The organism is Pseudomonas sp. P4_B3 (assembly GCF_056402295.1).
The window spans coordinates 23,623-36,130 of record NZ_JBFUHR010000034.1; the positions used below are offsets into that span (position 1 = coordinate 23,623).

Annotated in this window: 9 protein-coding genes; 4 read left to right on the forward strand and 5 right to left on the reverse strand. The window is 60.7% G+C overall.

Annotated features, from left to right (window positions below; all coding sequences use genetic code 11):
• Positions 1–66: 66 nt before the first annotated feature.
• Positions 67–786 carry an AAA family ATPase gene (locus tag AC1DWG_RS28920; RefSeq protein ID WP_477788697.1) on the reverse strand — a complete coding sequence of 240 codons (720 nt, stop codon included), beginning with the start codon at positions 784–786 and terminating at the stop codon, positions 67–69.
• 1,315 nt (positions 787–2,101) lie between these two features.
• Between AC1DWG_RS28920 and lexA the strand changes: the two genes are divergently transcribed.
• From lexA to AC1DWG_RS28940, 4 genes are read left to right on the forward strand one after another with little or no spacing between them, the layout of a single operon-like run.
• Positions 2,102–2,719 carry a transcriptional repressor LexA gene (gene lexA, locus AC1DWG_RS28925; protein WP_347906995.1) on the forward strand — a complete coding sequence of 206 codons (618 nt, stop codon included), beginning with the start codon at positions 2,102–2,104 and terminating at the stop codon, positions 2,717–2,719.
• Complete coding sequence (imuA, locus tag AC1DWG_RS28930; protein WP_223462842.1) at positions 2,719–3,336, forward strand: translesion DNA synthesis-associated protein ImuA; 618 nt, start codon at positions 2,719–2,721, stop codon at positions 3,334–3,336. The genes lexA and imuA overlap by 1 nt, the downstream gene beginning before the upstream one ends.
• Before the next feature lie 7 nt (positions 3,337–3,343).
• Positions 3,344–4,759 carry a Y-family DNA polymerase gene (locus AC1DWG_RS28935; protein ID WP_477788698.1) on the forward strand — a complete coding sequence of 472 codons (1,416 nt, stop codon included), beginning with the start codon at positions 3,344–3,346 and terminating at the stop codon, positions 4,757–4,759.
• Positions 4,735–7,833, forward strand: coding sequence for an error-prone DNA polymerase (locus AC1DWG_RS28940; protein ID WP_477788699.1), 3,099 nt, complete (start codon positions 4,735–4,737; stop codon positions 7,831–7,833). The genes AC1DWG_RS28935 and AC1DWG_RS28940 overlap by 25 nt, the downstream gene beginning before the upstream one ends.
• 120 nt (positions 7,834–7,953) lie before the next feature.
• On the opposite strand, the gene AC1DWG_RS28945 is transcribed toward AC1DWG_RS28940, so the two are convergent.
• The 4 genes from AC1DWG_RS28945 to AC1DWG_RS28960 all read right to left on the reverse strand — a co-directional run bounded on the left by AC1DWG_RS28945 (position 7,954) and on the right by AC1DWG_RS28960 (position 12,503).
• Positions 7,954–8,616, reverse strand: coding sequence for a flavin reductase family protein (locus AC1DWG_RS28945; RefSeq protein ID WP_007995928.1), 663 nt, complete (start codon positions 8,614–8,616; stop codon positions 7,954–7,956).
• Between the two features lie 12 nt (positions 8,617–8,628).
• The gene (locus AC1DWG_RS28950; RefSeq protein WP_477788700.1) at positions 8,629–10,116 is read right to left on the reverse strand and encodes an amidohydrolase family protein; all 1,488 of its coding nucleotides are present in this window, start codon (positions 10,114–10,116) and stop codon (positions 8,629–8,631) included.
• Positions 10,113–11,309, reverse strand: coding sequence for an amidohydrolase family protein (locus AC1DWG_RS28955; protein WP_477764016.1), 1,197 nt, complete (start codon positions 11,307–11,309; stop codon positions 10,113–10,115). Before AC1DWG_RS28955 ends, AC1DWG_RS28950 begins: the two co-directional genes overlap by 4 nt.
• A 141-nt stretch (positions 11,310–11,450) precedes the next feature.
• Entirely contained in the window at positions 11,451–12,503 is a 1,053-nt protein-coding gene (locus AC1DWG_RS28960) for an extracellular solute-binding protein (RefSeq protein WP_477764017.1), read from the reverse strand.
• Between the last annotated feature and the right edge of the window lie 5 nt (positions 12,504–12,508).

Consider the following 12,508-nt stretch of genomic DNA (forward strand, 5'->3'; position numbering starts at 1 on the left):
GAATTCCATTCCTCATCGGGAGCTGTCGCGGTCTGCGGCAGCTCCCCTATGTGCGCTTCCAGTTGCTTATGTTGCGAATACAGGTTCAGTAACGGCTCGGATAAACGCATCGTCCACAGTCTTTACGCCATACCGATGCATGAACTCACTACCATTGGCAAAGCGATTGAAGCGTTGCTGGCTAATCATGTAAAAATAATCACAGTGGTTAATTACTTCATCAACATTATGCGAGGAAACCAGAATGGCGGTGCCCTCCCTGGCGGCGCCGTGAAGGCATTGCCAAATATAGCGGCGAAACTCTGGATCTACACCGGCAGTAGGCTCGTCGAGAATCACGAAGTCTGCAGAAATTGAAAGAAGAGAGAGCGTAAAGAACCAGCGTGTCTCTCCGTAGCTGCATAGCGATGATTTTTTGTTCCATATGTCTTGGTATCGGTTAACTATTGCAGGGCTCCACGCACTTAGTTTTTCTAAGGTTTTTTCTTGTGTCATGGGCTCGCTTGATGACAGTGCAGTCACCATTTTAAAAATGTCACGCATGCGCAATGGTGGGGGAGTGGAGATGATTTGAGAAAGGTATAAAAAGTGACTGAAGTCGTTTTTTATGAAGCCGGACTTTGCTTTTTTAAGGTCGCAGACGATATCGAAAAAATTTGTTTTTCCAGATCCGTTGGGCCCCAGAATGCCGACAATGTTACCTTGAGCAACCTCAAGAGATGCCTGGGTCAAGAGGGGGTTGTCTGTATAGGAGAAATCGATGCTCTGCGCCGTGAATTTTTTCATCAGTATCGGCTCCATACAGGATTGATTCTCAGGTGCTTGAACGTTCTGTGCAGTACTGAAATAAATAAAAGAATTATTGCTGTCGTGATGAGTTTGTTGGATTCAAGACCTTGTTCCATTATCTGGCTTGCAAGTGTCAGTGGGTTTGCGAGGTTCAAAGTGTCGGTGATGGGGTTTGATCTGCTGGCACTCATTACGCCGAGAATCAGCATGCAGAACGAAAAAATGGAAAGCAAAGTGTTCGAGTTCTGAAAGTTGATCGGTAACAATGAAAATGCAGCCCCGAAAGTGCAAAACATGATAAAGCAGATGTAAAAGCGTAGTGCGATATTCAGTAGTTCATTGAGGTTGTAGTTTTCAAATGGGAATTTGGTCGTTAAGTAAAAGGTTGTGCAGTAAGATATTGATATTAGCGAGTAGGCAGTGAAGTGCGATAATAGAAAAATCAGTTTTGATTCCCTGGAGTAAATAAATGATCGAGTGAACCCGCTTTCCCTTCTTCCGATTATGTAAAAGGCGAATCCAAATAATGCGACACTAGAAGAGATATAAGCATAAAACCATGCTGAAATCGTAATGTAATTGCTCGAGAAATAGTTGGGGTCTTGCCTGGTTGTTGCAAAAGAATAGAACATCGCACAAGGTGATATCAAAATCCAGAAAAAGGCAATGGGTTCTTTTAATTGTTCTTTTATGAATATGGATGCTAGGGAAGAAACTCTGGGTATAATATTTTTGGTCATTGGGTGGCGATTCTCCATGTTTGTTGTTTTTCATTTTGCTTTTGTTTTGGGGCGCCACTTGGTGTTAAGTGGTGTTGCAAGGATTAGTTGATTTTGCTGTTGGATGCAAGCGAGAGAACTTTGTGTTGTAGGGGGATTCCTGCATGTTTTTAAGATGCGTCCTGCATGATGTTAGGAATCTTAGTGGCTTGGTTTTGTTTTGGTGTGGATAGTTTTTAGCGTGGAACTGTGGAATTCCTTTTTGAATCTGTATTTTAGTTTTCGGCAAGTAGAAAAGATCTTGCTATTTTGAGTAAAGTATTTCTGTAGGAGCAAATGTGTGTTTTGCACTTTTTTATGGATTTTTATTTTCTTCAGATGCTAATTATTTTAGAAAGGCGACGAACGGTAGACCTTATTGTTTGATCGTCCGTTTTGTTCGAGTACGGAGCGCTGGACGTTACGTTTGAACCGGCTTCCTGTAGGAGCTGCCGCAGGCTGCGATCTTTTTGCTCTGGTCTCAAGAGATCGCAGCCTCGTTTCACTCGACAGCTCCTACAAGTCCTTGCCAGGAAAAAGCCGAAAGAGTACAAATGTACTCCATGACGACTCTGACTCCCCGCCGTACCGCCATCCTGACCTTTATCCGCGATCGCATCGCCGAGCACGGTCAGCCTCCGAGCCTCGCTGAAATCAGCGAGGCGTTCGGTTTCGCCTCCCGCAGCGTCGCGCGCAAGCATGTGCTGGCGCTGACCGAAGCCGGGTTTATCGAGGTCAACCCGCATCAGGCCCGGGGCATTCGCCTGCTCGGGCAGCCGCCGCGTCCCGAATTGCTGGACATCCCGGTGCTTGGCCGAGTGGCGGCCGGTGCGCCGATTGGGGCCGATGCGGAAGTCCATAGCCGCTTGCTGCTCGATCCGTCGATCTTCTCGCGGGTGCCGGACTACATGTTGCGGGTGCGGGGTGACTCGATGATCGAGGACGGCATCCTCGACGGCGATCTGGTGGGCGTGCACCGCAGCCCCGAGGCCGTTAATGGCCAGATCGTCGTGGCGCGGCTCGACGGCGAAGTCACCATCAAGCGCTTCGAGCGGGTCGGCGATGTGGTTCGCCTGCTGCCACGCAACCCGGCCTACCAGCCGATCATTGTCGAGGCCGACCGGGACCTGGCCATCGAAGGCGTGTTCTGTGGCCTGGTGAGGCAAGGCTGATGGGCGCCGTCGTTGCGCTGGATACGCTGTTCAATGGCGGCCAGGTCTGGAAGGGCCGGCCTGCGCCACCGGCTGCCAGCCCGCAACCCACCGGGCATGCTGCGCTGGACGCCGCGTTGCCCAGCGGTGGCTGGCCGGAGGCGGCACTGACGGAAATCCTGTTGGCCGGGCAGGGCGTGGGCGAGTTGCAACTGGTGTGGCCGACACTGGCACGGCTGTCGGCGGCGGGCGAGCGCATCGTGCTGGTGGCGCCGCCTTGTGTGCCGTACCCCCAGGCGTGGCAGGGCGCCGGAGTGGATCTGCGTCAGTTGTCGATCATCCAGGCCAGCGAGCGCGATGCGCTGTGGGCCGCGGAACAATGCCTGCGCTCGGGCAGTTGCGGCGCGGTGCTGTGCTGGCCGCACAAGGCCGATGACCGCGCCTTGCGCCGCTTGCAGGTGGCGGCGGAAACCGGCCAGACCCTGGCCTTCGCCTATCGTCCCCTCGGTGAAGCGATCAACCCTTCGCCAGCGGCCCTGCGCATTGCCATCGATGCCCGACCGGCACAACTGCGCGTGCTCAAGTGCCGCGGCGGCCTGGCCCGTTCGGCGCCGATTGCCTTCGCCGTGGGGCATTGAGGTTGCCATGCGCTGGGTCTGCATTGTTTTCCCGCAATTGGCGCTGGACGCGGTACTGCGTCAGCGCGCCGATCCCGATGAACCCCTGGCGTTGCTGACCGGCCCGGCCCAGCGCCGGGTGCTGCAGGCCGTCAACAGTGCGGCGCGGGCGCTGGGTTTGCGTCCCGGCCAGTCCATGAGCGCGGCACAGGCCTTGAGCAAAGGCTTTGTCACGGCCGAATACGACGCCTCTGAAATCGAACACTGGCAGCAGTTCCTCGCCGCCTGGGCCTATCGCTTCAGTTCCCAGGTCAGCGTGCATTACCCCCGGGCCCTGGTGTTCGAGATCGAATCCAGCCTCGGCTTGTTCGGTGCCTGGCCGCAATTCGAAGCGCTTTTGCGCCGTGAGCTCGACGAGCTGGGGTTTCGGCACCGCATCGTGGCCGCGCCCAACCCGGTGGCGGCGCGGGTGCTGGCCAATGCCTATGACGGTCTGGTGGTCCCGGACGATCAAGCCTTGCAGCATCACCTGGGGCAAATGCCCGTCGACCGGATCGGCCTCGAAGCCTCGGTCGCCACGGCCTTGTCGCGCATGGGCTTGCGCATCTTGAGCCAGGTGCAGGCGCTGCCCCGGCATAGCCTGGCCCGGCGTTTCGAGGCCCAGGTGCTCAAGCATCTGGATGCCATGTTGGGGTTGCGGCGGCTGGCGTTGACGTTTTACCTGCCGCCGGACCGCTTCGATGTGCGTATCGAACTCAATTTCGATGTGCAGTCCCATCAAGCCTTGCTGTTTCCGTTGCGCCGATTGACCGGCGACTTGTCGGCGTTCCTCTGCGGTCGTGACAGCGGCGTACAGCGTTTCGACCTGCACCTGGAGCACGCCGGGTTGCCGGATACGCTCATCAAGGTCGGCCTGCTCAGCGCCGAGCGCGATCCGGCGATGCTCTTCGAACTGGCCCGGGGGCGGCTGGAGCAGGTCCAGGTCGAGGCACCGGTACGCGGTTTTCGCCTGCGTGCCGAAGACCTGCCGATCTTTGTGCCCCAGCATCAGGAACTGTTCGACGATCGCCCGCAGCAGTCCTTGCCCTGGGAGCAACTGCGCGAACGCCTGCGTGCACGGCTGGGAGATGACGCGGTGCACGGCTTGCGCTTCCAGGCCGATCACCGCCCCGAGTGTGCGTGGCAGGCCAGTGCCGACAGCCAGCCCTGCGCGGTGCCGGCGGCAGTGAAACGGCCGGGCTGGTTGCTGACTGAACCGTTGGCCGTGCATCAGGGCTCGGCGCGCATCCTCATGGGGCCGGAGCGTATCGAGTCCGGCTGGTGGGATGGCGGCGACGTACGCCGTGACTATTACCTGATCGAAACCCGTGCCGGCCAACAGGGCTGGGCCTACCGGGCGGTCGGTGAGGACGGCCCGTTGTGGTTGCAGGGGTGGTTCGCATGAGCATCGACTATGCCGAACTGCACTGCCTGTCGAACTTCAGCTTCCAGCGCGGTGCCTCCAGTGCCCTCGAGCTGTTCCAGCGCGCGAAAAAGCAGGGTTATCAAGCCCTGGCGATCACCGACGAATGCACCCTGGCGGGCATCGTTCGCGCCTGGCAGGCGGCGAAGTCCGTGGAGTTGCCGCTGATCATCGGCAGTGAAATACGCATCGAGAACGGTCCGAAACTGGTGCTGCTGGTGGAGAGCCTCGAGGGCTATCAGGCGCTGTGCCGATTGATCACCCGCGCCCGGCGCCGCACGCAGAAAGGCCAGTATCAGGTGCTGCGCGAAGACTTCAGTGAACCCTTGCCGGGATTGCTGGCGTTGTGGGTGCCGGACGCTGTCGATGCCTTTGAACAGGGCCGCTGGCTCAAGCAGGTCTTCGCCGAGCGCCTGTGGCTGGCGGTGCAGTTACATTGCGGTCAGGATGATGCCCGGCGCCTGGACGATCTGCTGACCCTGGCCAGGGAGTTGCGTATTCCTGCGGTCGCTTGCGGCGATGTGCACATGCACGCGCGCGGCCGGCGCGCCTTGCAGGACACCATGACCGCGATCCGTCATCACCTGCCGGTGGCCGATGCCGGGTTGCGCCTGCATCCCAACGGCGAACGCCATCTGCGCGGTCTCGATGTGTTGCAGGCGCTTTATCCGCCAGACTTGCTCGCGGAAACGCTGAACATCGCCCGGCGCTGCACCTTTGAACTTGGCCAGTTGCGTTACCAGTACCCCCGCGAACTGGTGCCGCAAGGGCACTCGGCCACCTCGTGGCTGCGTCATTTGACCGCGGAAGGCATCGAGTGGCGCTGGCCAAAAGGGCCGAAAAGCGAAGTGCTGGTGCAGATCGACAAGGAGCTGCAACTGATCGCGGAGCTGGGCTATGAAAGCTATTTCCTGACGGTCCACGACATCGTCCGCTTCGCCCGCACCCAGCACATTCTTTGTCAGGGGCGCGGCTCGGCCGCCAACTCGGCGGTGTGTTTTGCCCTGGGCATCACTGAAATTGATCCGGATCGCACCACGCTGTTGTTCGAGCGTTTTCTCTCCAAAGAGCGTAACGAACCGCCGGACATCGACGTCGATTTCGAGCATGAACGCCGCGAGGAAGTCTTGCAGTACGTGTTCCAGCGTTATGGCCGGGCCCGGGCCGCGTTGACGGCGGTGGTCAGCACTTACCACGCCGCCGGTGCGGTACGGGATGTGGCCAAGGCATTGGGCTTGCCGCCGGACCAGATCAACGCCCTGGCCGATTGCTGCGGTCACTGGAGCGATGAGACACCGCCCGTGGAGCGTCTGCGCGAGGGCGGGTTCGACCCCGAGAGCCCGATGCTGCACCGGGTGCTCCGCCTGACAGGGCAACTGATCGGCTTCCCCCGGCATTTGTCCCAGCACCCCGGCGGTTTCGTGATTTCCGAGCAGCCGCTGGACAGTCTGGTACCGGTGGAAAATGCCGCCATGGCCGAACGCACCATCATCCAATGGGACAAGGATGATCTCGATGCGGTCGGTTTGCTCAAGGTCGATATCCTGGCGCTGGGCATGCTCAGCGCGATTCGCCGATGTTTCGATCTGCTGCGCCGGCACCGGGGGCTGGACCTGAGCCTGGCGACCATCCCGTCCGAAGATGCGGCCACCTACGAAATGATCGGTCGGGCCGACACCATCGGCGTGTTCCAGATCGAGTCCCGGGCGCAGATGTCGATGCTGCCCAGGCTCAGGCCGAAGACGTTTTACGATCTGGTGATCGAGGTCGCCATCGTTCGGCCGGGGCCGATCCAGGGCGGCATGGTGCACCCGTACCTGCGGCGACGGAACAAGGAAGAACCGGAGGCCTATCCGTCGCCGGAACTGGAAGTGGTGCTCAAGCGCACCCTCGGTGTGCCGCTGTTTCAGGAACAGGTCATGCAGATCGCCATCGTCGCCGCCGACTACAGCCCCGGCGAGGCCGACCAGCTACGTCGCTCCATGGCCGCGTGGAAACGCCACGGCGGGCTCGAACCGCACAAGGAAAGGCTGGCCGCCGGGATGAAGAAAAACGGCTACACCGCCGAGTTCGCCGCGCAGATCTTCGAGCAGATCAAGGGCTTTGGCAGCTACGGTTTTCCCGAATCCCACGCGGCCAGTTTTGCCTTGCTGACCTACGCCAGTTGCTGGTTGAAATGCCACGAGCCGGCGGCCTTCGCCTGTGCGCTGATCAACAGTTGGCCGATGGGGTTCTACAGCCCGGACCAGATTCTGCAGGACGTTCGGCGTCATCATTTGCAGGTTCGCCCGGTGGACGTGCGCGCCAGTGACTGGGATTGCAGCCTGGAGCCGATCACCGGTGCGCAACCGGCGATTCGCCTGGGCCTGCGCATGATCAAGGGCTTTCGCGAGGACGATGCCCGACGCATCGAGGCGGCACGCTCCAAAGGCGCGTTTGCCGACATCGCCGACCTGGGCGAGCGGGCGCGACTCGATGCCCGCGCTCAGGAGCAACTGGCCGATGCCGGCTCGTTGCGTGGCCTGGCCGGCGACCGGCATCGGGCACGCTGGGAAGTGGCCGGGGTACAAAAGCAACTGGGTTTGTTCGCCGGCCTGCCGAGCCAGGAGGAGGGCGCGGTGTCGTTGCCCAGACCCACCGTGGGCGAGAACCTGCAAGCCGATTACGCCAGTGTCGGCACCACCCTCGGACCACATCCGTTGGCTCTGTTGCGCGGTGAGTTGAAGGCGCGACGCTGCCGCAGTTCGAAGGAATTACTGGACGTCGAGCACGGTCGGCCGGTCAGCATCGCCGGGCTGGTCACCGGCCGACAACGCCCAGCCACCGCCAGCGGCGTGACCTTCGTCACCCTTGAGGACGAGTTCGGCAACGTCAACGTGGTGGTGTGGCGCGACCTGGCCGAGCGGCAGCGCCAGGTGTTGGTCGGCTCGCAGTTGCTCAAGGTCGATGGCCGCTGGGAGAAGGAGGGCGAGGTGCGGCATCTGATTGCCGGGCGGTTGAGTGATCTGAGTGCGTTGTTGGATGGCATTACTGTGCGGAGCCGGGATTTTCATTGAAACACGCATTTCCCTGTAGGAGCTGCCGAAGGCTGCGATCTTTTGGCGGCCTTGAGATTACCGAAGATCAAGATCAGAAGATCGCAGCCTTCGRCAGCTCCTACAGAGATCACATACGTTTTATTTGGCCAGCGGCCAAAACCGCTCCCCACCCCCCGGCGCATCCGTCCACGCCTGTAACGACCGTGTCGGCAGATCGAAGTAATCCCGCGTGCGCGCATAGCCATGCCCGCCCATGCGTCCGATGGCGTCGAGCCCCAGTTGATCGATGTACAGGGTTTTCGGGTCGATCAGTTCGTCCCGCACATGGGCCATCAGCACTTCACCGAAGATGATCTCCCGGGATTGGCCGATGGACAGGGCCATCATCCGCCGGCACTCCAGCGCCACCGGGGCTTCGCCGATGCGCGGGCATTTGACCGTGGTGCCGGGGATGGCGGTGAGGCCGGCGGCGGTCAGTTCATCGAAGCCGGGGGCGAAGGGCACGGCGCAGACGTTCATGGCTTCCACCAGGGCATCGCTGACGATGTTCACGGTGAATTCCTGGTTGAGCTGAATGTTGCGGGTGGTGTCCTTGGGGCTTTGGTCGCCGTAGTTTTCCACGCCCAGGGCGAGGATGGGTGGATCGGCCGACAGCGCATTGAAGAAGCTGAACGGCGCCGCGTTGACCCGGCCTTCGCCGTCGACGGTGGTGACCAAGGCGATCGGCCGTGGCACGACGCTGCCGATCAGGATCTTGTACTTGTCCCGTGGGCTCAATGTGCTGAAGTCGAAGCTTTGCATGGGCAGAAATCTCTAGAGAAGTGGATCAATCGCGCTCAGTGGCGAATGTGCGCTGTAGTCGTCGGCGAACGGGATGGCGGGCTGAAACAGGCTCTTCCAGTCCGGTTGGCCAAAGGCCCGGTCACTGTGGCTGCGCATCAGTTTTTCGAATTGGCGTTGGGCCTGGCGTTGCAGGGCGAGGTAGTCGACGCCCTCGACCTGGCCGTCCTGCATCACGCAACGGCCGTCGATGTAGCTGGCGATGCAGTCATCACCGCGCCCGGCCAGCACCAGATTTTTCAACGGATCGAAGAGAGGTCCCAGGTGCATCCCGCGCAGGTTGAACACGGTGATGTCGGCCTTGCAGCCCGGTGCCAGGCGGCCGAGATCGTTGCGGCGCAGTGCCTTGGCACCGCCGAGGGTCGCGGCGTTGTATAGGTCCAGCGTGCTGGTCAGCTCGTTGCCACCCTCCATCAGGCGAGCGATGTTCAATCCCTGGCGCATGTTGTCCAGCAAGTCCGCCGGCCAGGTGTCGGTGCCCAGGGCGAAGTTGATGCCCTTGGCCCGATAGCGGCCAAACGAATTCAGCGCCTCGCCGTCCCGGGCAAACACCACGGGGCAATGCACCAGGCTTGCACCGCCGTCCACCAGCCGTTGCAGGTCGTCATCGCCTCGGGTGTAGATGCCGTGGGGCAGCAGGCTGCGCGGGGTCAAAAGCCCAAGCTGCTGCAACCAGCCCAATGACGAGGTGCCGCGAAGTTGCTCGACCATCGTCACCTCGCCGAGGCCCTGGCAGCAGTGCAAGCGCATCGGTGCGTTCAGTTCCCGACTCAGCGCGGCGGTGCGTTGCAGCAGCGCCGGGGTACAGGTCTGGATGCGATCGGGCAGCAGCGCGCCGCGAATCAGACCGCTGTTCGCACCGTCGAAATCCCGGAAAAACCGTTCGGCGGCATCGAGGCCGGCCATGCCCCGGGCTTCGTCCCAGTGGTGCGCAAGGGTTCCATCGGTGCGCGAGTAACTCATGCCGCTCATGTAGCAAGGGCCGAGGTAAGTGCGTAGCCCCAACTCGGCCACCACACCGGCTACCGCTGCAAATTCGTCATAGGTCTCGGCCCATTCGCGGTAGTACATCGAGGTGATCGGCATGGCGGTGGTTATGCCGTTGCGGATCAGCTGGGTGAAGGCGTAGCGGTATTTGAAGACTTCCTCTTCGGGGCTGTAGCTTTCCCGCGATCCACGCGCCAGATACTGCGCCGACCACATTCGGCCCATGGCGCGCTCGTCGCCGTTATCCAGGGTCAGCACCGTGGAATCGAGATCGCCCAAGGCATCCAGATCGATGAAGCCGGGGCCGATCAACGCGTTGCCGTAATCGATCCACCGATCCACCGGCCCCGGATAACCGCGCCCGACAAACTCGATGCGCGAGCCTGTGAACACCACTTCGCCGTCGCGCCACAGCACATGCTGCGTGCCGTCGAAGCCGACTACGCAACTGGCCCGCAAGCCGATGCGCTTCACAGACGGCTTTCCAGCAAACGGCCACCCGTAGCAATTAACCGACCTGCGCGATAGACCTGACGCAGCGGTCGCGAAACCACGGCTTCGCCCAGCGTTTGCACCGGCATCAGCAGGAAGTCCGCCGGCTGGCCGATCTCCAGGCGATTGGCTTCGCAACCCAGCGCCTGGGCGCCGTTGACGGTCGCCGCTTCGAACGCCGCCGCCAGTTCTTCGTCCTTGTTCAAATCGAAACGGAACGCCAGCAACATCGCCCGTTCCAGCATGTCGCCGTTGCCCATGGGCGACCAGGCATCACGAATGCCGTCCGAGCCCAGGCACACATTCACGCCGGTTTCGCGCAAGGCCATGAATGGCGGCACCGCGCAATCGGCCGGGGCCGAGCTCATCAGCGAAATACCCAGCGCCGCCAGGCGCTCGGCCACCGGTTTGACCTGGCTCCACGGCAACATCCCCAGGCAATACGCGTGGCTGATCATCACCCGGCCCTGGCGGCCGTAGCGCTTGGTGTAATCGGCGATCAGCGCGATCTGCCACAGGCCCAGTTCACCCTTGTCATGCAGGTGAATGTCGACGCCCCGGTCGAACTCGCTGGCCAGTTTGAAGACGAAATCCAGTTGTGCGATGGGGTCGTTGTCGATGCCGCACGGGTCCAGTCCACCGACGTTTTCCACACCCAGGGCCATGGCTTCGCGCATCAGTTCGGCGGTGCCGGGGCGACTGATCAGGCCGGTCTGCGGGAACACCACCAGTTGCAGGTCGATCAGGTCGCGGTATTTTTCGCGCAGTTGCTGCATGGCCTCGACATGACGCAGGCCGAACTCCGGATCGATGTCGACGTGGCAACGCATGGTCAGCGAGCCACGGGCGATGCAGTTTTCCAGCAGGGCACCGGCCCGTTGCGCAATCGGTGTGGTGACTTCGCGCAGGATGCGCCGTTCGTTGGCAATGTAGTCCTTGAGGGTCGGGCCGGCGCTGTTGGGGCGCCAGGGTTGACCCCAGAGGGTTTTGTCCAGGTGCACGTGGCTTTCCACCAGGGCGGGGGTGAGCAACTGGTTCTGGCCGTCGATGTCGGTGGCGAGCAGCTCGGTGGTCGAGGCCGGGCGGCGTTGGCTGAAGCAGCCGTTTTCGATCAGCAGGTCTTCGGCGGTTGAGCCGTAGGGGCGCACGTTGCGCAGCCAGCGGGGTTGGGTCATACAAAAACCTCAATATCGGTGTTGTGTGGGAGGGCCTCTTCGCGAGCAGGCTCGCTCCTACAGTGGATCTTCGGCGTTCACAAAATCCCTGTAGGAGCGAGCCTGCTCGCGATGGCCGCAACTCGGTTTCAAGTCGAACAATTACCCCTTGAGCTTGGCCCAGATCCGGTCCTGCAGTTCCCGCGCCTTGTTGCTGCATTCCTTTTCCGGGCGCAGGCGCGAGGCGAACTCGTCGGGCATGTTGATGGCGTCCATCACTCGCCACTTGGCGTCGATCAGCTTGTCGCTCTGGATGCCGTTGGCGTAGGCGATGGCGTTGGACACGGCGGCGGCGTTTTCCGGTTTCATCATCCAGTCGATGAAGATCTTCGCGTTGCCGGGGTGTGGTGCGCTTTTCGGTACGGCGAAGTTGTCCTGGAACATCGCCAGGCCTTCCTTCGGATACACGTACTTGATGGTGCTCTTCTGCAAGGTGGCCCGCGCTGTAGAACCGTTCCAGTTCTGCATCATGATCACTTCACCGGAGGCCATGCGGTCGACGGTGTTGTCCGAGCTGTACATCTTCAGGAAGGGTTTCTGTTTTTGCAGCAGTTCGAGGATGCGCTTGGCGTCCTGCGGGTTTTCGCTGCATTCGTCGACATTCAGGTAGTGGCTGGCGGCGTTGATCACGCTGCTGGAGGTGTCGAGGGCGGCGAGCTGGCCTTGCAGTTCCTTGCGCGGCTCGAAGAACTCTTTCCACGAGTCGTCGAGCTTGCCGCCGGGCACCCGGGCGCTGTCATAGGAGAACCCGGTGGTGCCCCACAGGTACGGCGCCGAGAACTTGCGACCGGGGTCGAAGCTCGGGTCGCGGAACGCCGGTTTGACGTACTGGAAGTTGGGCAGGGCCGAGGCGTCGATTTCCAGCAGCAGGTCTTGATTGATCAGGGTGCGCATGATCGATTGCGATGGCACGATCACGTCGTACGCCGCACCACCGGCCTGTAACTTGGCCAGCAGGGTTTCGTTGCTGTCGTAGCCGTCCATGGTGACCTTGATCCCGGTCTCCTTTTCGAACTTGGCCAGCAGGTCGACCGGGTAGTAGTCGGTCCAGTTGTAGAAGAACAGTTCCTTGGGCTCGGCGGCCTGGGCGGTGAAAACGGTGAAGCAACTGAGGGCCAGACCGGCGACGCTGTAACGCATGCTTTTCAGGATCATTGTTA